At 59.0% G+C, this 26,236-nt stretch carries 27 protein-coding genes; 5 read left to right on the top strand and 22 right to left on the bottom strand.

The genetic code is table 11. The features are described from left to right. Positions 1 to 245: 245 nt before the first annotated feature. Positions 246 to 380, top strand: a complete 135-nt coding sequence (locus B0G52_RS36520) for a hypothetical protein (protein WP_255407527.1) — start codon at positions 246 to 248, stop codon at positions 378 to 380. 16 nt (positions 381 to 396) lie between these two features. Here the strand turns inward: B0G52_RS36520 and B0G52_RS33545 are convergent, their stop codons facing one another. The 6 genes from B0G52_RS33545 to B0G52_RS33520 all read right to left on the bottom strand — a co-directional run bounded on the left by B0G52_RS33545 (position 397) and on the right by B0G52_RS33520 (position 8,505). Beyond that, positions 397 to 1,677 (bottom strand): CehA/McbA family metallohydrolase, encoded by a 1,281-nt coding sequence (locus B0G52_RS33545; protein WP_233163305.1) that lies wholly within the window; start codon positions 1,675 to 1,677, stop codon positions 397 to 399. A 10-nt stretch (positions 1,678 to 1,687) separates the two neighbouring features. Continuing rightward, complete coding sequence (locus B0G52_RS33540; RefSeq protein WP_094050801.1) at positions 1,688 to 2,572, bottom strand: carbohydrate ABC transporter permease; 885 nt, start codon at positions 2,570 to 2,572, stop codon at positions 1,688 to 1,690. Between the two features lie 24 nt (positions 2,573 to 2,596). Next, positions 2,597 to 3,481 (bottom strand): ABC transporter permease, encoded by an 885-nt coding sequence (locus B0G52_RS33535; RefSeq protein ID WP_094050800.1) that lies wholly within the window; start codon positions 3,479 to 3,481, stop codon positions 2,597 to 2,599. Positions 3,482 to 3,565: 84 nt separating this feature from the next. Continuing rightward, complete coding sequence (locus B0G52_RS33530; RefSeq protein WP_094050799.1) at positions 3,566 to 5,239, bottom strand: extracellular solute-binding protein; 1,674 nt, start codon at positions 5,237 to 5,239, stop codon at positions 3,566 to 3,568. Between the two features lie 157 nt (positions 5,240 to 5,396). Further along, the gene (locus B0G52_RS33525) at positions 5,397 to 6,776 is read right to left on the bottom strand and encodes a response regulator transcription factor (protein WP_094050798.1); all 1,380 of its coding nucleotides are present in this window, start codon (positions 6,774 to 6,776) and stop codon (positions 5,397 to 5,399) included. Then, positions 6,751 to 8,505 carry a sensor histidine kinase gene (locus B0G52_RS33520; RefSeq protein ID WP_094050797.1) on the bottom strand — a complete coding sequence of 585 codons (1,755 nt, stop codon included), beginning with the start codon at positions 8,503 to 8,505 and terminating at the stop codon, positions 6,751 to 6,753. Before B0G52_RS33520 ends, B0G52_RS33525 begins: the two co-directional genes overlap by 26 nt. A 335-nt stretch (positions 8,506 to 8,840) precedes the next feature. Here B0G52_RS33520 and B0G52_RS33515 point away from each other — a divergent pair, with 335 nt between their 5' ends. Continuing rightward, positions 8,841 to 10,388: a YifB family Mg chelatase-like AAA ATPase gene (locus tag B0G52_RS33515; protein ID WP_094050796.1), complete on the top strand. Its 1,548-nt coding sequence runs from the start codon at positions 8,841 to 8,843 to the stop codon at positions 10,386 to 10,388. Here B0G52_RS33515 and B0G52_RS33510 read toward each other — a convergent pair. The 12 genes from B0G52_RS33510 to B0G52_RS33455 form a co-directional block, all read right to left on the bottom strand. Further along, entirely contained in the window at positions 10,351 to 10,692 is a 342-nt protein-coding gene (locus tag B0G52_RS33510; protein WP_094050795.1) for a YhjD family protein, read from the bottom strand. The genes B0G52_RS33515 and B0G52_RS33510 overlap by 38 nt on opposite strands. Before the next feature lie 234 nt (positions 10,693 to 10,926). Continuing rightward, positions 10,927 to 11,193, bottom strand: a complete 267-nt coding sequence (locus tag B0G52_RS33505; protein ID WP_094050794.1) for a YolD-like family protein — start codon at positions 11,191 to 11,193, stop codon at positions 10,927 to 10,929. A gap of 4 nt (positions 11,194 to 11,197) precedes the next feature. Then, the gene (locus B0G52_RS33500) at positions 11,198 to 11,659 is read right to left on the bottom strand and encodes a YhjD family protein (RefSeq protein WP_094050793.1); all 462 of its coding nucleotides are present in this window, start codon (positions 11,657 to 11,659) and stop codon (positions 11,198 to 11,200) included. After that, positions 11,656 to 12,915, bottom strand: a complete 1,260-nt coding sequence (locus tag B0G52_RS33495; protein WP_094050792.1) for a DNA polymerase IV — start codon at positions 12,913 to 12,915, stop codon at positions 11,656 to 11,658. The genes B0G52_RS33500 and B0G52_RS33495 overlap by 4 nt, the downstream gene beginning before the upstream one ends. Then, positions 12,905 to 13,105 carry a hypothetical protein gene (locus B0G52_RS33490; protein ID WP_094050791.1) on the bottom strand — a complete coding sequence of 67 codons (201 nt, stop codon included), beginning with the start codon at positions 13,103 to 13,105 and terminating at the stop codon, positions 12,905 to 12,907. Before B0G52_RS33490 ends, B0G52_RS33495 begins: the two co-directional genes overlap by 11 nt. Positions 13,106 to 13,716: 611 nt before the next feature. Continuing rightward, positions 13,717 to 14,454: a GTP pyrophosphokinase gene (locus B0G52_RS33485; RefSeq protein ID WP_094050790.1), complete on the bottom strand. Its 738-nt coding sequence runs from the start codon at positions 14,452 to 14,454 to the stop codon at positions 13,717 to 13,719. Between the two features lie 55 nt (positions 14,455 to 14,509). Then, on the bottom strand, positions 14,510 to 15,376 hold the full coding sequence (gene hflC, locus B0G52_RS33480; RefSeq protein ID WP_094050789.1) for a protease modulator HflC: 867 nt from the start codon (positions 15,374 to 15,376) through the stop codon (positions 14,510 to 14,512). Further along, positions 15,373 to 16,395, bottom strand: coding sequence for an FtsH protease activity modulator HflK (gene hflK / locus B0G52_RS33475; protein WP_094050788.1), 1,023 nt, complete (start codon positions 16,393 to 16,395; stop codon positions 15,373 to 15,375). Before hflK ends, hflC begins: the two co-directional genes overlap by 4 nt. Positions 16,396 to 16,564: 169 nt before the next feature. Next, complete coding sequence (locus tag B0G52_RS33470; protein ID WP_094050787.1) at positions 16,565 to 16,951, bottom strand: YraN family protein; 387 nt, start codon at positions 16,949 to 16,951, stop codon at positions 16,565 to 16,567. A gap of 12 nt (positions 16,952 to 16,963) precedes the next feature. After that, on the bottom strand, positions 16,964 to 17,287 hold the full coding sequence (locus B0G52_RS33465; RefSeq protein ID WP_094050786.1) for an EscU/YscU/HrcU family type III secretion system export apparatus switch protein: 324 nt from the start codon (positions 17,285 to 17,287) through the stop codon (positions 16,964 to 16,966). Next, positions 17,284 to 19,128 (bottom strand): hypothetical protein, encoded by a 1,845-nt coding sequence (locus B0G52_RS33460; protein ID WP_094050785.1) that lies wholly within the window; start codon positions 19,126 to 19,128, stop codon positions 17,284 to 17,286. The genes B0G52_RS33465 and B0G52_RS33460 overlap by 4 nt, the downstream gene beginning before the upstream one ends. Positions 19,129 to 19,206: 78 nt before the next feature. Then, positions 19,207 to 19,833, bottom strand: coding sequence for a ribonuclease HII (locus B0G52_RS33455; protein WP_094050784.1), 627 nt, complete (start codon positions 19,831 to 19,833; stop codon positions 19,207 to 19,209). 227 nt (positions 19,834 to 20,060) lie between these two features. Between B0G52_RS33455 and B0G52_RS33450 the strand changes: the two genes are divergently transcribed. Further along, positions 20,061 to 20,603, top strand: a complete 543-nt coding sequence (locus tag B0G52_RS33450; RefSeq protein ID WP_094050783.1) for a coiled-coil domain-containing protein — start codon at positions 20,061 to 20,063, stop codon at positions 20,601 to 20,603. Positions 20,604 to 20,652: 49 nt separating this feature from the next. Here B0G52_RS33450 and B0G52_RS33445 read toward each other — a convergent pair whose 3' ends face one another. After that, positions 20,653 to 21,072, bottom strand: a complete 420-nt coding sequence (locus B0G52_RS33445; protein WP_094050782.1) for a thiol-disulfide oxidoreductase DCC family protein — start codon at positions 21,070 to 21,072, stop codon at positions 20,653 to 20,655. A gap of 506 nt (positions 21,073 to 21,578) precedes the next feature. After that, positions 21,579 to 22,337, bottom strand: a complete 759-nt coding sequence (locus B0G52_RS33440; RefSeq protein ID WP_094050781.1) for a YheC/YheD family protein — start codon at positions 22,335 to 22,337, stop codon at positions 21,579 to 21,581. Between the two features lie 188 nt (positions 22,338 to 22,525). Here B0G52_RS33440 and B0G52_RS33435 point away from each other — a divergent pair, with 188 nt between their 5' ends. Both B0G52_RS33435 and B0G52_RS33430 read left to right on the top strand, forming a co-directional pair. After that, complete coding sequence (locus B0G52_RS33435) at positions 22,526 to 23,707, top strand: acyl-CoA dehydrogenase family protein (protein ID WP_094050780.1); 1,182 nt, start codon at positions 22,526 to 22,528, stop codon at positions 23,705 to 23,707. Between the two features lie 89 nt (positions 23,708 to 23,796). After that, complete coding sequence (locus B0G52_RS33430; protein ID WP_094050779.1) at positions 23,797 to 24,210, top strand: VOC family protein; 414 nt, start codon at positions 23,797 to 23,799, stop codon at positions 24,208 to 24,210. 121 nt (positions 24,211 to 24,331) lie between these two features. Here B0G52_RS33430 and B0G52_RS33425 read toward each other — a convergent pair whose 3' ends face one another. Further along, positions 24,332 to 25,027, bottom strand: a complete 696-nt coding sequence (locus B0G52_RS33425) for a type 1 glutamine amidotransferase (protein WP_094050778.1) — start codon at positions 25,025 to 25,027, stop codon at positions 24,332 to 24,334. A gap of 262 nt (positions 25,028 to 25,289) precedes the next feature. Continuing rightward, positions 25,290 to 26,162 (bottom strand): ribosome biogenesis GTPase YlqF, encoded by an 873-nt coding sequence (gene ylqF / locus B0G52_RS33420; RefSeq protein WP_094050777.1) that lies wholly within the window; start codon positions 26,160 to 26,162, stop codon positions 25,290 to 25,292. Positions 26,163 to 26,236: the final 74 nt, after the last annotated feature.

The raw sequence follows: 26,236 nt of genomic DNA, 5'->3' as shown, positions 1-26,236 counted from the left end.
CTCTGGCCATAAAATATCCTCCCCCGAATTGATTCTGAGGAGGATTATCTCATGGTTGCTGCAAAGAACGAAGGTGGGTAGGGTTTGACGCTTACGCTTCGAGCGCAATCGCATTTTACTTCTGGAATGCTCTACTACAACACCTTATCCAAAAATCGCGCTGAGCGTCACCTTCAATACGTTCGCGCCGCCAGTCCGAGAACGAACATTCGCGCCGCGCCGCCCTGGCAATGATGGAGAGCCCGTTGTGGAGAAGCTTGCCGGCGGTTCGCAGCGGCTGCGTCTACGCGCTCGGAGCCGACTCCTGGAATTACAGCGACGCCAAATTCCAGGAGCGGCTGCTCGACATGCTTCCGCCGATCCTCCATCGAATTTCTTGAGCGCGGCGCCTCGTCTTCATTCCAAATAAACGGGGTTGCCCAGCGCGGCAAGCAGCTCGCGGTCCGCTTCGGGAAAGTAACGCCACACCTCGACCCGATAAAACTTGCGGGCCAGAACGGGCCACGAATAGCTGCACTCCCCGTCCTTCTCCGCCGTATATCGCTGTTCCTCTCCGAGAGCGGAGACGATTTTCACCGTATCCCCCTTCAACAGTCCCGCGAGGCTCAAGCGGGCCTCCCCGTCTTCTCCCGAACCCTGTTCGTACGCCTCTCCCATGATGCACGTTCCGATCTTCAGATCTATCGTCGGCCCGTCCGGCGCATACGAGAGAAAGACATGGCCTTTCCTGACGCCCTCCAATATACCCGCGGATGTGCGGGAATCGGCGTACACCCACGTCGTGGGCATGGCGTGACGGACGTAAGGATGCGGCCGATGAACATCGCTCCCGCCCACGGCGACCAGCCGCTCGCCGGCGGCGAGCCGCGACTGCCACCAATTCAGCGCCCTGTCGTTGCGCTCCGTCCATGGCCCGTTCCACACCTCGACCGCGTCGCTCTCTACGTCGAAGCCCCATTCCCACGGGCAAAACTCGCAATGCGTATGGTTCAGAACGACCAACGCTCCGCTGCGCTTCGCCTCGTCCAGGCGGCTGCGGAGATCGTCCGGTCCGGCCGCGCGGAAATCCCGGACGGGCTCTCTCACGCCGAGCAGGTTGGCATGCCCGCGCGTCGTCGTCAGCTCCATGCCGGGGATGAACACAAGGCCCGTATCCTTCGGATGGGCGTCGTTTTGACTGATCGTGTTATGGTCCGTCGTGGCGATAAAATCGCATCCGAGCGACTCCATGATCGCCCCCGCCTCCCGCAGCGTATACGTCCCGTCGCTGTGCTCGGTATGGGTGTGCAAGTCGCCCTTCAACCATCTGCGCGTCTCCGGCACGCACCGGATGCTTACCGTTACCCGGCACCCGGCCGGAGGAACGCGGTATGCGCCCAGCAGCACCGCCCAAGTTCCCGCGCGCAGCTCTCCCGGCAGATAGCCGGGCGTTGCCTTCTCGCAGCCGACGAAGACCGACGTCCTCGCGCCGCCGCTCCAGCCGCGAATGCGGGAAGCGTCCTTCAGACCGAGATCGATAACCGCCCTCCCTTCGCCGAGCGGCTCGACCTCGATCCCGATATGAAGCTCTTCCGTGCGCTCCGGCAGCTCGAACGGAAGCTCCAAGTAATAATCCCGCTCTTCTTCATGCCGAATCGTCCTTACGATCGTCAGGCTTGCAGTTTCTTCTCCTCCCATCGCCATCCTCCTACTCCTTCACCGACCCGAGCATAATCCCGTGAATGAAATACCGCTGCAAAAACGGATAAACGGCGAGAATCGGAATCATCGACACCATGATTTTGGCCGCGTTCAGCGTCTTGTCGGACATTTTGTCCAGCAAGTCCATGTTCGTCGAATCCATATACTCCGGCGGCAGCTGCACGACAAGCTGCTGGATATACGTCTGGAGCGGGTAGTTTTCCACGCTGCGCATGAAGATCAGCCCGTCGAAAAAGGCGTTCCAATGCCCGACGATGCTGAACAGCGTCACGGTCGCGATGGCCGGCAGCGACAGCGGCAAGAAAATGCGGACGAGCATGTACCACGGGCCCGCTCCGTCGATCAGCCCCGCCTCTCCGAGCTCCTTCGGGAGGTTGCGGAAGAAGTTCATCAGCAGCACGACGTTGAAAACCGGCACCGCCCCCGGCAATACGAGCGCCCAGATCGAATTGAACATGCCCATGTACTTGACGACGAGATAGAGCGGGATAATCCCTCCGCTGAACAGCATCGTGAACAGCACGAACCACATGTAGTAATGCCGGGCCCTGAACTCGCGGGAACTGCGGGACAGCGGATACGCCATCAGGACGGTCAGGACGAAGTTGATCGCCCCCCCGAGCAGTACCCGCTTCGTCGACACGAGGAACGCATTGCCGAAATGGGGATCCTCGATAATTTTCCGATACGATTCGAAATTAAAGCCTCTTGGCCAGAACGTAATGAAGCCGCCGGCGGCCGCCGCGGAATTGCTGAACGACACGGCCACCGTATGGATGATCGGAGCCAGCGAACCGAAGGCGGCAAGCGCCATTGCCGCGATCAGGCAGACGTTCCATGCGCGGGCCGATAACGAGCGATCCCGTACCATTTTCCGTTGACACCCGCCTCTCTCCTAGAAAATCCGATAATTCGCGAACCGGTACGCCAGCCGATACGAGACGATGATCAAGACGAATCCGATGACCGACTTCAGCAGGCCGACCGCGGTCGCGAAGCCGTACTGCGCCTGCACGAGACCGACCCGATACACGTACGTATCGATGACGTCCCCGGAAGCGTAGACGAGCGGATTGTACAGGTTAAAAATTTGATCGAAGCCCGCGTTCAAAATGTTGCCGATCGACAGCGTGGCCAGCAAAATGACCGTCGTCGCCAGACTGGGCAGCGTAATGTACCTCATCTTCTGCCAGCGCGTCGCCCCGTCGATCTCCGCGGCTTCGTACAGAGTCGGATCGATGCCCGCGAGCGCCGCCAAATAGACGATGGCCGCGAAGCCGAAATCCTTCCACGTGTCGGAGCCGATCAGAATCCACGGAAACCAGTCGTTGCTGGCCAGAAACATGATTTTTTCCCCGCCGAACGAAGCGATGATCCGGTTGACGATGCCGCCGGTCGACAGCATATCGATCAGCACGCCGGCCAGGATGACCCACGACAGAAAATGCGGCAAATAAACGACCGTCTGCACCCAGCGCTTAAACGCGGCGGCCCGAAGCTCGTTCAGCAGCACGGCGAACGTGACGGGCACGATAATGCCGGCGATGATTTTGCCTCCGGATATGAACACCGTATTATAGAAAATCGTTTTGCTGTCCCGGATCTGGAACAAGTACTTGAAGTTTTCCAAGCCGATCCACGGCGATCTCGCCAGTCCCAGCCCGATGTTGAAGTCCTGGAACGCGATCGCGACGCCGAACAGCGGGATGAGCTGGAAAGCGACGAGCAGCGCGATGCCCGGCAGCAACATCAGGTGGTAATGCTTCTGAAAGCCTCTCATCCTTACCCGTTCGCCTCCTTTCGCAAAGCATGGCGAAAAGCGCCACCGTCGCAGAAGCCGCAATGGCGCTTTCGCTCGCCCGCTTTATCGCTGCTTCAGCTCTTCGCCGATTTCCGCCGCAATCTCGTCGCCGCCCTGCGCCTTCCAGTCGGAGACGAACCGGTCGAACTCCTCCAGCGGCTTGTTGCCCATCACGATCGAGAAGAAGGCTTCGTCCTCGAGCTTTTTCAGATTCGCCCATTTGCGATCCATCGTCGGCGTCGTCACCGTGAACTCGTTGTAGATGGAGTTCATCGAACGCTTCAGCATTTCGGCCGGTTCGGTATAGCCGTAGAATCGGCCCCAGCCCGCCAGATCCGCCTTGGGCGCCGCTTCGTCCGCCTTGGCCAGATCGTACAGCACCTTCATCTCCGGAATCAGATCGTCCGGCTTGACTCTGCCTGCGAGCGCGTCGGCGAGAATGACCGATTTTCGCTCCACGGCGTCGGCATAGTCGAACGTCGGGTTGCCGATCGGCCAAAACTCCGTGCTGATCGACGTATCCAGCTTGGCCGCGTCCGGCTCCGCCTTGCGCTCCGCCCGGATGAACGTGTTCATGTAGACCATCGCCGCCTCCGGACGTTTGAACCCTTTTTTCACGACGACGAACTTCTGGCTGACCGGCATCTTCAAATTATTGATCCGCCCTTGTTCGTCTTCGATCATGTACACCTTGAACGATGCATCCGGATCGTTGGCGTACGTGTCGCGCAGCACGCCCCCCGACCACCACGGACCGAAGAACATGCCGGCTTGGCCGCCAATGACCGTCTGGTCCGTGTCCTTGCGAATCGCGAATTCCTTGTCGATCAGTCCGGCTGCATACATGTCGCGAAGCTTGCCCAACGCTTCCTTCGTTTCCGGCAAAATCGAACCGTATGCGAGGTTGCCGTCCTTATCCTTCACCCAGTTGCCCGGGAATGCGTTATAGGCGGCGTAAAATCCTTTCAAGTCGTGCCTGCTCGATTTCATCGGCACGGTCAGCGTGTTGTTGGGCCCGGTCAACCCGATCGTCCCTTCCCCGCCCATCTTGTTGTCGACGAAAGCCTTGGCGATGCGCTCCACGTCCGCGATCGTTCTCGGCCCTTCCAGTCCGAGCTTGTCGAGCCAATCCTGGCGAACGAACAGCATGCTCGCGGAATCGGCCTGCACCGAGATGTTCGGAATCGCCATCAGCCTGCCCTGGATCGTCGCCGCTTCCAGCGCCCGGCCTTCCGTCGAATCGAGAATTTCCCGCGTCAGCGGGGCCGCATACTGATTAAACACCTCCGTCAAATCCTCGATTTGCCCAGCCTTGGCGAGCGTCCGAAACGTCTGCTCGTCGACGACGAAAATATCGGGAATATCGCCGCTTCCGATGGCCAGCATCGACTTCTGATCGAAGTCGCTGCCCGACGCGTACCACAGCACTTTGCCGGTAATGTTCGCCTTCTCCTGCAAATATCTCGTGTACTGGTTGTTCTCCACCGTATCGCCCGCGGGCAGTTTGGCGTTGGCTCCCACATGCTTAAACGTGGTGAATTCGACGGGCTCGTCAAGCCGGTACGGATCGATCTCCTTGGCGGAGCCGGACGGGGATGCCGAGGGGCTCGCCCCGCTCGTTGCGCTTGCTCCTCCGGTATTCGAAGCGTCGTTCGTTTTGCCCCCCGAGCACGCCGTAATCGTCAGCGCGAGCGCCAGCAACAAGCCGACGATCCTTGCGCTTGTGGATTTTGCCATTTTACAGCCTCCTTTGATGAAGTCGCTTTCTTGAGTTTTATCCTACATGAAAGCGCTTCACCCCATCGTCATGACGCGTCCTGACTCCGGTCGCAAAACGTCCTGCAATTCGGACTGATCCAGCCCCGGAAAAGACGAAAGTGCACTTTCGCGCGGATCAATTGTGACTTTTCAGATGTTTTCTCCGGTAATCGCGCGGCAGCTCGCCGGTCGCTTCGCGGAATACCTTGCTGAAGTAGCGCTCGTTCGGATAACCCGATTCCGACGCGATCCAGCTGACCGGCTTGGACGTATGGCGAAGCAGCCGCTGGGCGCGTTCGATTCGGCAATCCCTGACGTATTCCTGAAACGTGCGGCCGGTAATGTCGCGGAAGCATTTGCTGAAATAACTCCGGCTCATATTTACTTTCAACGCGATGTCGGGAAGCTGGAGGTCCTCGTTGATATGCTGCTTGACGTAATCGGCCGCCTTGAAAATGCTGGCGACGATGGCCGGAGAATACGCCTCCCGGTTCGCATAGGCCATCGCGCCCGAACGGATGTCCTGCAGCCGCTTCACCCACGCCCCCCACGTCTGCGGCCGGTTGGATTCGTCGAACCGAAGCAGCTCGGGATCGCATGCTTTGGCCCACTCCTCCATCGCGACGTACAGCATCTGCTCCAGCTGCGCCGCTGGCAGCTTGAGGGCGGCCGTACACGCGCTAAGCCGTTCGAACGCTTCCGCGTCCGTCAGCCATTCCAGGCCGGACCAGCCCAGCCCGAGCCGCACGATCTCCTCCCGGGACGCGGCCCGCTCCTCCTCCAGAATCGCGACCGTCCATTCGTGCTGACGGACGCCGTCCTCCGCGCCGTAAAACAGCTCGTTCTCGCCGCGAAGCCGCAGCTTCTGCAGCAGTTCCGGCCTGGCCATCCCCTTCACGCCCCGCAGCTTAACGACAATGCCGTCCAGCGGATGGCGATCGCGGCGGGCTGCGGCGGCGGATGGGGCATCCCTGCCGCTATCCGCGCGGCTCGCGTCGTCCGCTTCGGCGGCTTCGGCCGTCTCGGCGACGATCCACCGCCGCTCCTGTCCGCGCGCACGGAAACAGGCATAAGCCTCGTCCGTTTCGAAGCTGCCGTCGGCATTGCGCCCGGCATCGGCCGGAGAACGCGCCGGCTGCCTGCGAATGCGATCGGAGATCCGCTCGAGAATCGAAGCCAGTCTGTCGTCTTCCAGCTCGACCTTCGTGATGTAATCCAGCACGCCGAGACGAAGCGCATCCTTGACCAGCTCGAATTCGTGATGGAACGTCAGTACGACCATATGCACAGGCGGATACCGCTCCCTTACCCGCTTGATCAGCTCAAGCCCCGACATGCCCGGCATCGCCAGATCGGTCACGAGCAGGTCGACTTCGGCTTCCGCCATCTTCTCCAGCGCTTCCTCTCCGTTGCTGGCCTCGCTCGTGACCTCCATCCCGTAACGGGCCCAGGGCATCACGCGAATAATGCCCTGGCGCACGAGGTAATCGTCATCCACGACCATCACTTTCAGCATGTTTCTCCTCCTTCTCCCTTACGACGGGCAGCAGCAGCGTAATCGTCGTTCCTGCCTCCGGACCGCTCTCCACGCGCATGTCGGCCTTGCCTCCGAATTGCAGCTCCAGCATTCGCCGCACATACTGCCAGCCGATTCCGAGCCCCGTTCTGCTTTCCTCCTCGCCTCCGCCGGACAGCATCCGCTGCACTTCCGCCTCGGTCATCCCGTAGCCGTCGTCCCGCACCTCGACGCGCACGCGTCCGCCCTCCTCCTCGATGACGGCGACCTCGATCACCCCCGGATCTCCGCCCTTGTTCCGCAGGCCGTGCGTAATCGAATTTTCCACGAGCGGCTGCAAAATAAAACGCGGCACGGGCAGCTCCAGCAGCCTCGGGTCGGCTTGGTACCGAACTTCGAAGTGGAAGTTGTACCGCACCCCCTGCAGCAGAACGTAATGCTTGAGCGCCTCAATCTCGTCCCGAATGCTTGCGGAACGCCCCTTGCCGAGATTGTAATAGAGCAGCTTGTTCAGCGTGGAGACGAGCCGGTCCGTCTCATGATGCCCGTTGACCCGCGCCAGCCAGCGGATCGTATCGAGCGTGTTGTGGATGAAATGCGGGTTGATCTTGTACAGCAGGTTCTCGATTTCGAGCCGCCGCTTGCTCCTGGCGTTGCGGTCGATGTCCCGGATCAATTCGTTGATCCGATCCCGCATCGAGGCGAACTGCTGATGGATTTCCGCGAATTCGAGCAGCGGCTCGCGATCGTATCCTTTCAGCTCGGACAGATGGTTGTTCTTCAGCCGACGAATGTTGCGCTGCAGATGCAGCAGCGGCTTGTAGACCATGCGCCAGATCGCCAGCGCGAGCAGCGACCCGATGCCGACCGACAGCACGGCGATGACGGCGAACTGTACGATCCAGCGGACGATCTCCTGATTGTAGGAACGCTTCGGGACGGCGGCCACGACCCGCCACGACTGGTTGCTGATCTCCTCGAACAGGTAATATCCGCCGCTTTCTCCCCGAACGCCGGACAGCTGCGGCAGCGTCTCCCCGGTCCGGAACACGTCCTGTTTTTCGCTGTAAGCGATCGTGCCGTTCTGATCGACGAACAGGTGGAACGTCTCCCTGTAAATGTCGTCGGTATTGAGAATCCGATCCGTCAGCTTAAAATCCGTCTCGATATACAGGTAAACGTCGTCCCTGGCCGGAATGTTCACCTTGCGGATGACGGACAGCACCCGGTTGCCGTCGAGTGGATTGATCGAGGTGTGCGGACCGTAATACGTCATGCTGAGCTGTTCTGCCAGCACCGGCAGCTTAAACAGATCGAAATTCGGCACGAGCTGCGAGTTCTGGAAAATCACTTCCTTCGTGTCGGCCAAATAGTAGAAAATGACGCCCAAAGTCGGGTTCGTGAAATGAATGAGGCTCATCTCGTTCATGATTTGCGTGCCCAGCTGCCTCTTGACGACCAGGTTGTCCGTGCTTAAATACGTATCGAGCTTGCTGCCCGTCTCCCCCTCGAATACGAGCTGCTGGGAGGCGCGGTTGAGCTGGCTCAGCGTGTTCTCGAACGACAGGCGCACCAGGTGCAAATTGCTCGCGATCCCTTTGTCCGCCTTGTTCTTCAGCATCGCGTACATGGAAGAATACGAGATGCTGCCGATGAGGACGACGGGAAACAGCGAGCTGAGGAGCAGCAGTACGATAAGGCGGTGCTTTAGCGTTTTCGGCAACGGCATCCTGTCTGACCTGCTTTCTGTCGGGAAATCGCCGCAACGGGCGTTGGAAGCGCTTGCTCACTTTTGATCATAAAGAATCGCGGCGGAGAGCACAATTGTGAATTTTTATTTCATTAGAGCCGGCGTGAAGCCGTTGGCGAGCGGATCGTACCGCAGGCTGCTCCCATCGCGCGCCGCCTGCGCCGAATGAGACCCATAGCCCTGAAGTCGGTCGGCCGCGCTGCCGTTGACAGCGGCTTTCCTGACGTGTATGCTTGTATCAATCGCAATATTCTCGGAGAGGAAGCACCTTTCCCGTCGCCATGATCATGGACGGAGGAGGTGTTTTTTTTGTTATGTATGCGAAAATGATGAGCGCAAGCGTGCTGGGCATCGAAGGGCGCTTGATCGAGGTTGAAGTGAATATCAGCTCGGGCTTGCCTCAGGTGAACGTCGTCGGGCTGCCCGATTCGGCGGTGCGGGAATCGATCGACCGGGTGAGGGCGGCGATTCAGAACGGGGGAATGAAATTTCCGCTGGACCGGGTGACGATCAATCTTGCTCCGGCCGACTTGCGCAAGGAAGGCAGCGCGTTCGACCTGGCCATCGCCGCCGGCATTCTGTGCGCGAGCGGACAGGTCGACCCGGAGCGGCTGGCCGATACGCTGTTCATCGGGGAGATGTCGCTAAGCGGCTCTATCCGCAGCGTTCCCGGCGTGCTGCCGATGACCGAGCTCGCCCGGCGCAGCGGCATTCGCCGGATCGTCGTTCCCCGCTCCGCCGTGGCCGAAGCCTCCCTTCTCCCCGGCATCGAAGTGGTGGGCATCTCGTCCCTGTCGGAATGGATCAACGGGGAATCCGAAGAGGAGCCGGAAGGAGCTCCCGCCGGCTTCGGGAGAAAGCGGCTGCGCAGATTGAAGCGGGCCGTGGAGGAGTCTGGAGACGACGTAGACCTTGCCGACGTCGTCGGGCAGGAGCAGGGCAAGCGGGCGCTGCTCGTCGCCGCCAGCGGCATGCACAACCTCGTCTTCGTCGGGCCTCCGGGCACCGGGAAGACGATGCTGTGCCGCAGATTGCCGACGATTCTCCCTCCGCTGAACGACGAGGAAGCGCTGGCCGTGACGAAAATTTTCAGCGTCTGCGGCAAGCTCGGCGGAGAGCGGACCGGACTGATCCGCAGCCGGCCTTTCCGCTCTCCGCACCATACGATCTCGGCCGCGGGTCTGATCGGGGGCGGCTCGATTCCGAAGCCGGGGGAAGTGACGCTGGCCCATCACGGCGTGCTGTTCCTCGACGAGCTGCCCGAATTTTCCCGCGCCTGCCTCGAGACGCTGCGCCAGCCGCTCGAGGACCGCGAGGTGACGATCGGGCGCGCCAGAGCGGTATGCCGCTTCCCCGCCGGATTCATGCTGGCGGCTTCGATGAACCCGTGCCTCTGCGGAGGCGAACCGAGCGGCAAGCCGTGCGCTTGCTCGCCCGCCGCCATCGCCAGATACCGGTCGCGCATATCGGGCCCGCTCGCCGACCGGCTCGATCTTCAGGTCGAGCTCTCGCGGCAGCCGCTGCAGGGCCTCTCCTCCGGCGGCAGCCTCTCCTCCGCGCAAGCGCGGGAGATCGTGGCCGGCGCCGCCGCGAGACAGCGCGCCCGTTATGCCAGGCACGGCTTCCAATGGAACAGCCAGCTCCAGGGAAGCCATCTGCGCAAGTACGCCAAGCTCTCCTCGGATGCCGAGACGCTTCTCCAGCAAGTGTACGATCGGCTCGGCTTAAGCTTCCGGGCGCACGACCGCATCCTCCGGATTTCCCGCACGATCGCGGATCTGGCCGACCGGGAGCCGATCCGCGCCGAAGACGTGGCCGAGGCGATCAGCTACCGCTGCCTGGACCGGGGGGTGCTTCTTTAAGCGGCGGATGCAGAATATCGGCGCAGTACTTCGCCAGCCGCACGCCGATCTCCGTGCGCAGCGCTTCGCGCACGATGGCGAACCTGTCTTCGTAGCCGCGACAGCAATAGCGGTGGTAGATAATGCCGTCGAGCATCTCGTCCTCGTACACTTTAATGTTTCGTCCCCGCAGCTCCCGGCGGAGGGCGAACATCTCCCGGCTGATTTTGTCCATGACCATTTGGATAAATTCCCCCAGCTGCTGCTTGAACAGATTTGGCGTCCGCCGGATCTCCTGCAGGCTCTTGTCGCACATCGTGAGCATGTTTTTAATCTTTGGACACTGAAAGAATCAAGTGGACAGAAACAAATAATAGCGCGGGTTTTGAGCATTCTTAAATATCCATTAGTGGACACAAAGATACACTATTTAACACATTGTTTGTGGGTAATGTGTGGGTAATAGAATTAGAAAAATAAGCCCCGAGTAATCGGGGCTTTCCCTCTCTGTCCATACCATCCTCTTGGAACTTCGCCATAATCCGAATAATGCCGGCGGCTACATCGGGTTGCTTACCCTCATAACATCCAAGAACGGAACCTTGATCGTCTCGCCGTGCCGGTAGACGTGGACAAGCGTCGTCCTGGAATCCATCTCCGTTATGACACCTCGAACAACCTCATCCCAACCCCATACACTTAGCACTACCTCAGTCTCCTCGTTCTTGGCCTCGGTCAATTGGTCTGCCAATTCTTCAAGCTCAAACTCATCCCTCGTTGGTCTCTTCGCCTTGTATGTCTTTCCCGGTTTCGCAATCGCTGGCATAAGATCACTCCTTAGTTGGTTTAAGTATGCTTTCAACAGCTTTGGCAAGGTGATTCCCGATTTCCGCTCGCATCACCTCTCGCGTCATACCAAACTTGTCTTCGTATCCTCGGCAGAGGTAGCGATTATACACGATGTCATCCTGAGTCTCGTCGGACAGGATCTTGATATTACGTTTTTTCAGTTCTCTACGGTTGTTGAAGGTTTCGATGCTTACCCTATCCAACAACACCCGCATAAATCGAGTCATGACATTATGCATAGATATTTGAGATCGGCTTATCTCATCAAGCGATTTCTGAACCATTGTCATTAAGTGCGGGAGCAACACGGAATCTCTAATTAAGCGGAGTTCTTCGGCTGTTGCTTTTCCCGCGGCTGTTCGATTACGTTGCTCATATTGCTCCTGATGCTCGGTCAGCAGCATCTTGCCGCCCCAACGGCCGTTTCCATCAAGCTTGCTCATTTGTAATGACCTCCGATCTGTCCAGCTCTCTCCCGTGCTACGCCCGCATCTTGTAATGACGACGCCTTCATGATCGCCGCACTCCCGTATCGATCCTTTATTGCGTCCGTTGCTCGCTCAAGGTCATAAGCCCTCGCGCGGTCGTCAAAGAGCGTCAGCTGCGTTACATTATCGTCGGTCAACTGCGTTATGGATACGTAGAGGAAAGCAACGGGCAACCCTTGCCAATATTCCCTAAATAACCGTAGGACAGCAGCCTCGATTTCGTGCGTGAGGTTCGTTGCGTGGGCTAGTGTAGTCTGCCGACCAAAGCGGAAAGCCCGTTCTCCGTCCGTCTCCCCAAGCCCCACAGATACCACACGGCCTTGCTTTCCCAATCGACGAGCCCGACGACAAACCTCGATCACGAGCTCTTGCAGCACAAGCTCGATATCCTGCCGTCTATAATACAGGCTGGCACGCAGCGTCTTGCCGTGGCTGATGGACTTAAGCTCATTACGGATCGACGGCACGACCGGGCTCGGATCGATTCCACGCGCCGTCTGCCAATAGTATTCCGCCTGGATGTCGCTCTGTTTACCCATCCGCAATCTCATACGGCGTTTAAAGTCTTGGAGCGACAGCCGGGCGATGTCCCCGATCGTCGGAAGTCCCATGATGTTAAAATGGGTCGCCATCTTGCTGGCCACCATAAACATCTGGTGCACCGGCAGCGGCCACAAAGCGGTCTCGATGTTATCGTATCCAAGCCTGAAGATACCCTCGTCGGTTTTTTTAGCGAAGTTATCCGTCGCCGTCTTCGCGAGAATCTTGCTCGGGCCGATCCCGACGCGGCTCCAAACGCCTGTAGACAAAAGGATGTGCTCTTGTATTTGACGAGCCAGCGCTTCCGCAGAAGCATACTGTTTTAGCACGCCAGTTACATCCAGAAACTGCTCGTCAATGCTGTACGGCTCGACCAAGTCCGTGTAGGTTTCAAATATCTCCGTTATAGCTAACGATATCTGAATGTACCTCTGCATCCGAGGCCGGATAATTACCAAGTCCGGACACTTGGCGAGCGCCGTAAAATTGCGTTCGGCCGTCGTTACTCCACGAGCTTTCGCGATCGGGCAGGCGGCTAGCACGATCCCTGATGGGCGGCTCGGGTCACCAACGGCAACAGGCCTATTGCGGTACTCTGGATGAGCAGCTTTTTCACATGATGCGTAAAATGACTGGCCGTCCACCAAAAAGATCGTACGCTCAGGAGGCATGCACGATCACCGGCTGCACCGCCAAAATCCGTTCGGATGCGAACCTCCTCGGCGCGTTGCGGGACATATCGAACGCGTAGATCGTGCCCGCGTCGACCCGGATCACCCGTATCGTCCTTTTGCTGATCCGCTCCTTTTTGTCCATATACACGATTACGACCGTCCGGCCCACATACTTGGCTATGGACATTCCTCTCGCCTCCATAGAGAACGTTTATTCTTATCATAATACGAACAATTGTTCCCTAGCAATACTCAATTTATTCCTGCTTGTCCGTATGGAACGAACGCATTTGTTGGGGAGAGCAACTAAGTACGTTAGACGTTAATCGAAAATGTAGAACAACGCTAGAGTGTAAGCGCTGTATAATGAGGCGTTAATCGAAAAGTTAGAACAACTCCGGAATGTAAGCGCTGTATCGTGAGGCGTTAATCGAAAAAGTAGAACAACGTCAGAATGTTGGGTGGGGGCGTTGCTCGGCGGACTGAGTTAACGGGAGCAGAAGCGGGACTTGGCGGGAGCGTTGCTCGGCGGATTGGGTTGACGCAAACAAAAGCGGGGCTTTGGTGGAGACATTGCTCGGCGAATTCGGTTAACGGGAACAAAAACGGGGCTTTGGTGGGGGCGTTGCTCGACGGATTAGGTTAACGCGAACAGAAGCGGGCTTGGTGGAGGTGTTTCTCGGCGGATTGGGTTAACGGGAACAAAAGCGGGGCTTTGGTTTGGGCGTGGCTCGGCGGATTCGGTTAACGCAAACGGGAACGGAAGAATCGCTCTTCCGTTCCCGTCCCATGCGTTTGCTATTCGTTGCCTTGCACGCCGTCGATCAATTGGAGGAATGCCGCCGGAATCGGGTATTCCTGGTCGCGGATGATAATCCGTTTGGAGCCGCCCGGAGGGGCGTTTTCCATCCGGTTCTCCTTGATCTCGAGCACTTCGTTGTGGAGCCGCTCCATCTGCTTGTCGAGAGCCGCGGCGGAATCCGCCGCTTCCTTAAGCTCGCGAAGCAGTCCCGGAGGCACGGACTCGTTGTACTTGTAGAAAATTTTGTGCTCGAGGCTCGCCCAGAAGTCCATCGCGATCGTGCGAATCTGCACTTCGACGCATACCTGCTCCTGACGGTCGGACATATATACCGGCACCTCGACGATCAGATGCAGGCTCTGGTAGCCGTTCGGCTTCGGATTGCGAATATAGTCCTTCGTCTCGACGATAGTCAGATCGCTCTGGATTCTAAGCATATCGGCGATCCGGTAAATGTCGGAGACGAACGAACATGTGATTCTCAGTCCGGCGATGTCCTTGATGTTGCTGCGAATGCTCGGAAAGGAGATGTCGCAGCCCTTCCGGTACATTTTGTTCAGGATGCTCTCCGGGGACTTGAGCCGCGATTTCGTATGCTCGATCGGATTGTAGTCGTGCAGGAAATGAAACTCTTCCTTCAAAATCTCGATCTTCGTCTCAAGAGAGTCCAGCGCGAATTTGTACATCATCAGAAAGCGGGTAATCTCGTCCTTGAATCGCTTGAACTGCTCCATCGGTAACGGTAAATTAGTCAGAATGGTTCACCTTCTGCGTCAGGTCAAGCAATCATTACTTGCCCAGTAGGATGCGAGTGTACGGCGAATCGATCGGCAGCAGGATGACCGGCTCGTTGTTCAGCGTCGTCACGTAGCTCTGCAAAGTCCGGTAGAAGCTGTAAAACTCGGGATCTTTGCCGTAAGCCTGGTTGTAGATTTGCGCGGCTTCCTGTTCCCCTTGCGCGATAATCTTCTTGGCGTCCGCTTCGGCTTGGGCCAACAGCTCGGTCGCCGTGCGGTCGGCTTTCGACGTGACTTTCCGGGACTCTTCGTCGCCCTCGGACAAATAGCGGGCAGCGATCGCCTGACGGTCGGAAATCATCCGGTTATAGACGCTCTCCTTGTTGCTCTCCGGCAGGTCCGTCCGCTTGATGCGCACGTCGACGATCTCGATGCCGTAGTTGTCGCGAATGATCGCGTCGGACACGTCCTTCGTGATGTCGTCGTTGATGTTGCCGCGCGCCGTATTCTCGCTAATTATATTATCATAGTTGACCTCGGAAAGCTTGCGCCGGACGGAATTGTATACCGCCTCGTCGATCCGCTGGATGCCTCCGCCGACCGTCTGTACGGTTTTCAGGAAGTTTTGCGGATTGCTAATTCTCCATACGGTGTAGTTATCGACGATAATCGGCTTCTTGTCCTTCGTCAGAATCGAAGTCGGATTGCTCTCGTACGTCATTTGGTACTTCGGGAGCATGGAGACGCTCTCGATAAAAGGAATTTTCACATACAGGCCCGGACTGCTCTCGACCCGCACGGCCTCGCCGAACTTCAGCACGACCTTGTACTCCCCTTCTTTGACGACGAACAGGGAACCGCCGAGCAAAATCAAGGCGAGGACGATCGATCCGAGCCAGATTGCAAGCTTTCTATTCATGGCGACGTCCCCCCTTGCTGTTGCGTGCCGGCAGAGCTCGAAGCGGAGCCGGAGCCCCGAACCAGCTCGTTAAGCGGCAAATATTTGACCGTATCGCCTGCCGCAGAATCGGAGATGATGATCTTCGCGTTCGGCAAGATTTTCTCCAGCGTCTCCATAAGCAGACGGCTTTCGGTAATGCCTTTGTTTTTCGTGTATTCCGCGTAAATCGCGTTGAACTGGGCGACGTCCCCTTGCGCGTTCAAAATCCGCGACTTCTTCAAAGCTTCGGCGTTTTCCAGCAGTGCTTGGGCCTCGCCGCGAGCTTTCGGAATTTTGTCGTTCTCGTATTTGGCCGCGTTGTTGATTTTCGTATTCTTCTCTTCGCGAGCATTCGTGACCGCGCGGAAAGCTTCCTCTACTTGGCCGCTAGGAGGCTCGATGTCCTGGAACTTGATGTCGATGATCTGGATGCCGGTGTGGTATTTGTTTTGCAGCTCCAGCAGCTTCTCCCGGACTTTGTCCTGAATGACCGTCTTTCCGTCCGTAATCGCGTAATCGAGCTTCTCCGAGCCGATGACGGAACGAATGGAGGAACTGGCCGCGTTGCGCAAAAACTGCTCCGGATCACTGATATTGTACAAATAATCGCGAACATTGCTGATTTTCCACTGGACGACGGCGTCCGCGGATACGATGTTCTCGTCCCCGGTAATCATCATCGCCTCTTCCTCTACCGGCGTCGAGACGTCTCCGTTTACGCGATAGCCGATATGGATGCGCTGCGTCAGCTCGGCAGGCACGATAACGACCTTCTGAATCGGAGAAGGCCACTTGAAGTGCAGCCCCGCCGTCGCCTCTCCCGTATACTTGCCGAAAGTCAGTATCGCGGCCCGTTCCTGCTCCTGCACCGTGTAGAAGCAAGAAGACCCGACCACTACGGCGATGAGCGCAACCGCCCCGATAATGATCTTCTTCAGCATTCCCGGCGGCAAGTTCAGCGGATTGTCTTGCCGTTTCGGTATTTTCACCAGTTCCATGCGGCTTTGTGCCTCCTCGTCAGTTTTCGAAAGTGTCTCTATTTGTTACGTATCAAGCGGGCTTTGCGTTTCAACTCATTTTCCGATCGGGGTTCGGGGAGAAGCCGAAGCGAAGCCCGAATGTCGAAAAAACCGCCTCGAAGGGCGGCCCGCAGCAGCGTCGCAAACGTCAAAACGCGTTCGGAACGTGCCGGACGTCCGCCGCGTCTCCCCGCAAGGTAACGGCAACGACGTCGAACCGTACGGACTCCGCTGCGGCGCCGGTCGTTCTCAGATAGATCGCGGCCAATTCGCGCACTTGGCGGCACTTGCGCGGCGTGATCGCTTCGATCGCCTCGCCGAACCGGGAAGGGCTCGTCCGCGAGCGAACTTCCACGAAGACGAGAATGTCCCCGTCCCGCGCGATCAGATCCAGCTCTCCGGAACGGCAGCGCCAATTGCGCCGCTCCACGACAAGCCCAGCTTCGGCAAGATATGCCGCTGCAGCCTCCTCGCCCGCCCGGCCGACGGCTGCTTTCGAGCTTTTCTCCGGCCGTGCGCCGACCGCTTCCCTCATCGCTATCCCTCCCTAAGACAACGGCTTGCGGCCGCCCTTGGCGTTCAGTCCCGCCCGGCGATCGGAGCGGTACACGAAGCTGAGCACCTCTGCGACCAGCTTGTACAGCTCGGGCGGGATTTCCTGGTTCAAATCGAGCTTGGAGAGCACCTCCACGAGAGAGGAATCCTCCTGCAGCGGAACTCCGTTCTCCTGCGCCCGCTTCATGATCTCTTCCGCGATCGCGCCCTGGCCTTTGGCGACGACGATCGGGGCCGAGCCTTTCTCGGGCTCGTATTTCAGCGCGACCGCTTTTTTCGGAACGAATCTTTTGTTGCCCTGCCCCGCCTCGTTCATGCTCTGTAGTCGACTCCCTTGTACGGTTTGGCGGCATAGGCGCCCGCGGCGACGGCTTTATGTGCGTGGTCGGCCGATTGGAGCGAAGCGAGCGAGCCGGGCTTCCACTGCGGCAGCGGCAACGCGGTCAGCGACAGCAGTTGGAAGCCGGCCGACGACATCCCTTCCGTCAATTCCTCCCGCGCGCCCTCGATCAGCTCCGCCATGCCCGGAAAGTCGCTCAGCAGCTTCAAGGACACGATCCGGTCGACGACCTGCACGTCGACGACGGTGTCTCCGAGATGACGCATGCGCAGGTCGAACAGCAAATGGCAGTTATCGATGTCCCATTCCCCCCGCCGAACGCGCCTTGTCTGCACGTGAACGGTCGCGGTCGTATCGCCGTTCTCTCCGCGCATCGGAACGAACAGCGTCATATGGCTGAGCGGCGCCGCCATCCCCCGGTCCGAGGAGAGCAGCAGCTGCTGGCCGGTCACCTGGCTCGCCAGCGTCTGAGCCGCCTCGCGCAGCGCCGGCGGCACGTCGTCCCGCGCCGCAAGGGCGAGCAGCGCGCCCTTGAGCGTCTCCGCGGCCGGCCGCGCCTCCTGCCCGGGGGCGTCCGCTCCCGGCAGCGTCCCGGCCGCGGCCGGGTTAGGCCCGGCGTCCGGAAGGCCGCCGGGCAAGCGCGCTTCGGCGGCGTGCAGGAGCTGACGCTCATGCCCGACGCCGAGCCACTGCAGGAAGCGGCCGATCCACGCCGCTTCCGGCTTCGCCGCCGACGCCTGCTGCTGCCCCGCAGCAGCGGCGTCGGCACGGCCATCGGCGCGGCGGCCGTCCGCGGCCGCGCCATCCTGGGCAGCGGGGCGGCTTCCCGCCGCCGCTGCCCGCTCTTCGGCCGCCGGCGCACGGGCGGCGGCCGCGGGTTCGGCAGCCGGGCGCGAAGCTTCCGGCTGCAACTGCTGCGCGCCCGCCGCGGCTTGCGGCTGGGCGGCTGCTCTGGCCGCGGCGGCGGCATCGCCGCGGGCCGGGGCCGCGTCTGCGGCGGCCCTGCCCGGCTCGCCGCCCGTACGCGCCGCTGCCGCGGCATCGCGCTGCGCGGCGCCCGCTTCCGGCCTCGCCGCTTCGGCCGCTTCGCCTCTGCCCGCTCGCGGCTCGCCTGCCAACTGCGCCTCTCCCTCCGCCACGATAGAAGCCCCTTGCGCCAGCAAAGCCGCGAGCCGCTGGCCGAGCGCCGCTGCCTCCGGAGACGCCGTCTTGGCCGCCCCGCTTCCGAGCCAGCCGTCCAACGCCGTGCGGAAGCTCGCCAGCTCCTCATGAACCGGCGGCCCGAACAGCGCTTGCCTGAGCGACGCCAGCGTCGTCTCCGTCGGCTTCAGCCCGCGGCGGAACGCGACGTCCGCCGCGCTCGCCCACGATTCCGCGTCGACCCCGGCCGGCTTCAAAGCCGCCGCCGCGTTGAAGAACGCCGCCGTATCCTTCCCGATCGGATAACCGTCCCGCTTCAGCCCCCGCACCAGCTCCATCGCCCATTTCTGGTCCGACAGACCGAACGTCTTCAGAACGTCCTTCATCCCTTCTTCCGGCAGCGCGTCCGTCGCATCGGCCAGCGGCTTCAGCGTCACGAGGCCGCCCGCTCCTCCCGGCTGAACCTGCAGCAGGGTGCCTCTGCCGAGCGGCATCTCCGCATCCAGCTTGGCTCTCACCTGCATCCCGTTAATGTTCACGAGCGCCTCCTGGTTGTCCAGCATTTCCATCAGGACGCCTCTGACGATCTGACCGATTCTCAGCTCCAGCGAGCGGCTGTCCGTCGGCACCGCGTCGCCCATTAGCGCCCGCAGCATCGGACCGATATTCATGTTCATGCCTTTTCCTCCCCGCTAACGCCTTATCCCTTATGTATCGGCACCCGAAAAGCCTTTCGTGAATGGCTCTCTCCGGCTTCAGAACAGAACTTGCTGCTCGACGCTTATGCCTTTCAGGAAGCTGCGCCTGTGCAGCGGCGTCGGCCCGAGCTCAAGCAGCGCCTGACGATGCGTCTTCGTTGCGTAGCCTTTATGTACCGCGATCCCGTAGCCGGGATACAGCGAATCCCACACTTCCGCGCACAGCCTGTCCCGCGTCACCTTGGCGACAATCGACGCCGCCGCGATCGACTGGCTTAAGCTGTCTCCCTTAATGATCGCCGTCTGCCCGATATCCAGATCCACGCTCTCCGCGTCGACGAGCAGATGCTCGGGCGCGATTCCGAGGCCGAGCACAGCCTGCTTCATCGCCAGCCTCGACGCCTGCCGGATATTGATCTTATCGATAACGGACGGCTCTACTCGCGCGACCGACCACGCGGCCGCTTCCGATATAATTTGCTCGTAAAGCCTGTCCCTTTTTTTCTCGCTGATCTGCTTCGAATCGTTGACCTCTTCCAGCACGAGCCCGACCGGCAGCACAACCGCGGCCGCCACCACATCCCCGAACAGACAGCCTCGCCCGACCTCGTCGACTCCCGCCACCGCCGTCACGCCATGCGACCACAGTTCGCTCTCGTAGGCCAACCGATTGATTTCTTCCATGTAAGACGTTCCTCCCCAATCCAATCCGTTTGCTGCTTTATTGTCCGTCATAGCCGCCCAAATGCCAAGCCTTTTTTGGCTTCGCCCCTCCGGCAGCACGCTCTCAACTTTCGATAACAAGCACTTGCCTTATTCCCCGCATTTAGGATATACTTACAATATGGCACATACGTTCGCATTCAGAAACAAATCTTCCTTTTATTTTCATTGCGCGGAGGGCGAAATTGATGAACGATGCGAAGCTGGACCTTTTGTTGAGCCAAATGGAAGCCATGCAACTTCAACAAAATAGCCAAGGGGAGCATGTCAGACAACTCATTCACATTGTCGGCTCAACCAATGCCAAGGTGGAAGAACTGACCGAGGACGTTCGACAAATCAAACAAGACGTAACAGTCCTTAAAGATGACGTTTCCTTTCTCAAACAAGACGTAACAGTCCTTAAAGATGACGTTTCCTTTCTCAAACAAGACGTAACAGTCCTCAAAGATGACGTTTCCTTTCTCAAACAAGACGTAACAGTCCTCAAAGATGACGTTTCCTTTCTCAAACAAGACGTAACAGTCCTCAAAGATGACGTTTCCTTTCTCAGACAAGATGTCGCGGTCCTCTCGGAAGACATGTCCGATCTCAAAAGCGATGCGCACCAGCTTAAGTCGAGCCAACAGACTTTGCTCGGAATCCAAAAAGAACAACAGAAAATTTTGGAGCGCCTATCCGTTCGTTCGCTCTCTCAAGAAGCGGATATTGCTGAATTGAAAAAATTCTAACCCTTCAATAAAACCAACCGCCGTCCAACGGCTCTTCTTCCGCTTGCTCCTAATCCAGAAACCGCGAGCGCATTTCCGGAGTCGGCAGAAGGCAGCTTTCGCTGTGGCCGAACCAGCGGTAACGCCGGCGCGCGACGAAGTCGTAAACCCGATCCCGCACGAAACGCGGAAGCGCGATGGCCGGATAAGCAAGCGCCCAGGGCCCTCCCAGCTTCCTCCCTATTCTCAGAGCCGCCGTCGACTTCGTAAAATATTTCCCGTTATCGACCATAACGAACGTTTCCAGCGCATCCTCGCGCATGCCGCCTTCCTTCAGCAGACGCCTGCCCAATTCCGACTGCAGCGAAGCGAACCGGAAAATCGCCCGCTTGTCCCGGCGGATAACGAACTTGGCAAGACCGTGGCACATGTTGCAGTGTCCGTCTATCAGCAGCACGATCGGCTGGGCTTGGCTCCCTTTGCGGTTCATGACCACCGTCCCCTTTCAGAGGTTGTTCAAAAACTCCGCTTTTGATCACGAAGCCTCTCGGGATGCATACTCGACATCGAATCTTGAATTCAGCCGTCTCTTCCGGTGCTCACGTAGCTTCCACTACGCTTTACGACCGTTCCTCATCAACGGTCTTCATCCAACCTTCCAGGATGCATGGGCGAGCAGTTCGCCGTAAGGCGAACGACCAGCCTCGGTGCTGAAAACCGGACTTTTTGAACTCGCACTTTCCTGCTTCCATTGTAACTCTATTTTCCGCGCTCGCCCAGCGTATATAGGACCGTAAAGCCGTCTGTCGGGACCGGCGAAGTCCCGACGACGATGCCGTTCCAGAAGCTACCCTATCGTCCTTCCCCGGCTCTGCCCGCTACCTCCTCTTGCCCCGTCCATTCGTCCTTCCCCAGCTCTGCCCGCTACCTCCTCTCGCCCCGTCCATACTTTTCCGCATAGTCGGTTGCCCGCTCGTCCATTCCCAACTCTGCCCGCTACCTCCTCTTGCCCCGTCCATACTTCTTCGCATAATCGCTAATGCGCCGGTACGCCGATCTGTCCACGTTTTTCAAAGGATAATACTGCGGACGCGTGTTCGCCTCAAGAATCCAGAAGCGCCCCTCCTTGTCGATCGCGACGTCGAGTCCGATCTCCCGAAAGCCGTCCAGGTGACGGTCGAAGCAGGCTCCCGCCGCCTCTCCGAGAAAGCCCAATCTTCTATACGCTTCGCCGATCGAGGAATCGGAATAACCGGCCCCCTTCATCGCGTCTTTAAAAGCGGCCACCCTCCCCCCGCTGTGATAGTTGGTGACAACTTTCCCTTTCTTCCCGATCTTGGCGAACAAAGCCGTCGTAACCCAACGCCCCCCGTCCTTCTGCGTCATAACGCGAAGATCGAACGGGCTGCCTCCCGTAAGCGCCAGATCGATACCCCTTTGCAGTAAGTACCGTTTGCCGCCCGTGAGCGACTTAAGCCGAGCGTACAGCTCGTCCGTCGACAGACCGTTTCGGGTTCCGCCGGTTCCCTTCATGCGGTAGCCCCCCGCAGGCGACCGTTCGATGCGGGTAATCTTTTTGCCCCCTGTTCCTCTTGAAGGCTTGAAATAAAGCACCGCGTAACGACCCAACATCGCCTCCAGGTTCACTCCGGTGAACAACCGCGTCTCGGGAACGAAAGGACGCAGACTGGAATCCTCGAGCATCCATCCGGTTTTTCTCCATTTGCTTGCGATCGACTTGCTGGCGTACTTCACTTGCCTCCCTCCCTGACGGTTTTATTTGTTAACATAAACTATGTCAGCTTGCCGGCTGCCCGTCACCGCGCCAGCGTACTTCGGATCAATTGAGAAAATTTGCCCATCTTGTTGCAAGGGAGATTAACGCCGGGTTCTCTGACAGGTATAATAAGAAAATATGGATCACGTAAAAGGAGGGAAAGCCGATGACAAAATGGAAGGATCCCTATATTCGAAACAACGAGGAAGAAGCCCGGGCAGCCTGGGCGGAGCAATTGGCGGCCCGGTTCGCGGAGCGCGCGGAGCGGCACGACCGGGAAGGTTCGTTCCCTTTCGAGAACTTCGCCGAATTGCGCGAAGCCGGTTACCTTAAAATAACGGTTCCCCAGCAATACGGAGGCGACGAATTGTCGCTGTACGACCTCGTCCAGCTGCAGGAACGGCTGGCGTATGGCGACGGATCGACCGCGCTGGCCGTCGGCTGGCACGTCGGCCAGACGCTTCACTTCCGTATGAGCGGGAAGTGGCCTCAGCCGCTCTTCGCCGACCTATGCCGCTCCATCGTCCGGGACGGAACGATGATCAATACGTTCGCGAGCGAAGCGGCTTCGGGCAGCCCGAGCCGCGGAGGCCGCCCCGAGACGACGGCCGTCCGCGCAGACGGAGGATGGCGCATTACGGGACGCAAAACGTTCAGCACGTTGTCCCCGATTCTGGATCGCTTCGTCGTGACGGCGTATGTTCCCGAAGATGACGTCGTAAGCGAGTTTCTCGTGAAGCGCTCCGATCGGGTAAGCATCGTCGAAACGTGGGATACGCTGGGAATGCGCGCGACCGGAAGCCACGACGTCGTGCTGGACGGAGCTTACGCCGGAGCGGACGACCGGATTCCCGGCAAAGGGATCGACGACGGAGGAGGCTGGCTGCTGCATATTCCCGCCTGCTACATCGGGATCGCCCGGGCGGCGAGAGACTTCGCGCTGCAATTCGCGCGATCGTACCGCCCCAATACGTTAAGCGAGCCGATCTCCTCGCTCCCGACCGTCCGGCAGACAATCGGCGAGATGGAGGCCGAGCTGCGAACCGCCCGCGCGCTGCTCTACGAGGCCGCCGAACGATGGGACCGCGAGACGGAGGAACGACGGCCTTCATTAAGGCCCGAGCTCGGGTTGGCCAAATACGCCGCCGTCAATAACGCGCTTCGGATCGTAGACCTCGCCATGCGAATCGTCGGAGGCACGAGCCTGTCCCGCCGCTCGCCTCTGGAGCGGTACTATCGCGATGTCCGGGCCGGCCTGCACAATCCGCCGATGGACAACGTCGCGCTCCAGATGCTGGCCGACGCCGCGCTGCGCGAACAGAACGAGCCCGGTTCTTCGGCCGAATGATAATTCCCGAAAAACAGAACGTACGTTTGTTTTTCGGACAAAACTGTGGTATCATCCTTTCGAATCCATTCGATGAGGAGTGAACCCGCTTGCCGTTAAACCCTTATTTGAATTTCGACGGAAACACCCGGGAAGTCGTTCAGTTTTACGCACAGGCGTTCGGACTCGAGGAACCCCAGATGATGACTTTCAGTTCGATTCATTCCGAAGAGGAATTGCCTCCGGGAGCGGCGGACCGAATCATGCACACGTTCCTGACCATCGGGGGGAGCACGCTGATGTTTTCCGACACGTTCCCCGGAATGCCTTTCCAGCAAGGCACGAACAACTTCTCCCTCGCTCTCGTGCTGAATGACGAGAACGCACTTCGGGATGCCTTCCATAAGTTGAAAGAAGGCGGAACAATCCTAATGGAACTCCAGGAAGTCCCTTGGAGCAAGGTATATGGCAGTCTGACGGACAAATACGGAGTCTCCTGGCAATTCAGCATGGAAGCGAATTAAATCTCGTCTCCATTGGGCTCAAACACGCAAAAGCCGCGTCCGGCCGGACGCGGCTTTCTTAATTTTCCGCGACGCGATGATGCGCGGGTAAGACGGATAACGTTCGCACGGGATCGGCCGGTCATCCAACCGGCGTGACCGCGGTCGCGTCCAATATGCCGTGAAGCATGCGAAACGAAGCTTGGCTGCGATCAAGCTCGTCCAGAATTCGGCCCGGCTGCTGGATGTAAGGGGCGTCGATCAACTCCTCGGACCACCGCTCGAGCATCGTCCCGATGCATGCGGGCGTCGCTTCCAGATGAAACTGCAAGCCTACGGCGTGACTTCCGTAAGCGAACGCCTGCCTCTCGCACGCTTCCGAGGCGGCGAGCAGCGTCGCGCCCGCGGGAAGCTCGAACGTGTCGCCATGCCATTGAAACGAATGAAATCGTTCGGGAAGCTCCGCCAGCCACGGGTGCCGATTCGAAGTTCGCCGAATCTCGTGCCAGCCGACTTCTTTGAAGTCATGACGGCGCACCGACGCACCGAGGACGTCCGCGAGCATCTGCGCGCCCAAGCAGATGCCGAGCACATTGCGCTCCGCCGCCAGCATTCCTTCCACAAACCGCTTCTCCTCGACCAGCCAAGGATGTCGCCGTTCCTCGTATACGCTCATCGGACCGCCCAACACGACGAGCAAATCCGTCTCTTCGATCCATTCCTTCTTCACGCCCTCAGAAGGGTCGTGAATCGTCAGCCGATAATCGCGGCGGCCCGCCCAAACTTCGAGCGCCTCCGTATCGTCGAATTCGAAATGTTTGAATGCCAGAATGCGCATGGCGAACTCCCCTATCTTCCCTCGCAAGTCATGTTAGTTTATCTATCATTGTAATACGCGTGCGCTGCGATTGGAAGATAGAATTTGCGGCCTTACGCAAACAAAAGAAGCCGCCGTACGGGTCCCGGACCCGTGAAAGGCAGCTTCTCGCAAACGATTTATCGTTGCTGGACATCGGCACGGTGCCTGCTTGATGACGAGGCAAACCACTCGTTGCGCACAAGCCGATGCCGTTGCCGACGAACGGCGGCCAAGCAGCTTCCTATTGCGCCTCGCCAGGCATTTCCAGCGTCATTTTTCCCAGCTTGCCCGAGCGCAAGTCCCGCAGCAGCACCGTCGCCGCCTTCTCGTAGTCGACATTGCCGCCGCTGACGATACAGCCTCTGCGTCTGCCGATGCTCTCCAGCACTTCGACCGCCGCCTGCATGTCCGGCAGCTCCTCCGGCAGGTCCGTCAGACCGTAACGGTCGCCCAGCACCGAACCGTATTCCTCGACGAGCACCTTGAGAACGAAACAGGCGACTTCGTCGATATGAATAACGTCTTCTTTAATAGCGCCGGTTGCCGCCAGCCGGAACCCGACGATCGGATCCTCGAACTTCGGCCATAGAATCCCCGGCGTGTCCAGCAGCTCCAGCTCTCCGCCGAACCGAATCCACTGCTGCCCTTTCGTCACCCCGGGCCGGTCTCCGGTCACGGCAATGTTGCGTCCGGCCAGCCGGTTGATCAGCGTCGACTTGCCGACGTTCGGGATGCCGACGATCAACGCGCGAATCGGGCGCGGCTTCATGCCTTTGGCGATCTGCCGGTCGATCTTTTCCTTCAGCAGCTCTTTCGCCTTGCCGGCCAGATCTTTGACCCCTGCTCCGGCGTTCGCGTCGATCGCATGAACCGCCAGCCCTTGCTCGCGGAAATGCCGGCTCCACTCCGCCGTTCTCTCCGGATCGGCCAAATCCGCCTTATTGAGCAGCACAAGCCGCGGCTTCGCGCCCGTGATTTCGTCCACCATCGGGTTGCGGCTGGAGCTTGGGATGCGCGCGTCGAGCAGTTCGAACACGACATCGATCAGCTTCAGCTTCTCTTCGATCTGCCGTCTCGCGCGGGTCATATGTCCGGGAAACCACTGAATCGTCATGATGCTTCACCTTCCTTACCTATAGAACGGGGCCGTCCCGTCGGTCATCGCGCGATGATCGGGGATAGCCCCTT

The organism is Cohnella sp. SGD-V74, from assembly GCF_003001675.1.
Classification (GTDB): Bacteria; Bacillota; Bacilli; order Paenibacillales; family Paenibacillaceae; genus Cohnella.
The sequence above is the reverse complement of the archived record's forward strand: the minus strand, read 5'-3'. Positions and strand labels throughout refer to the sequence as shown.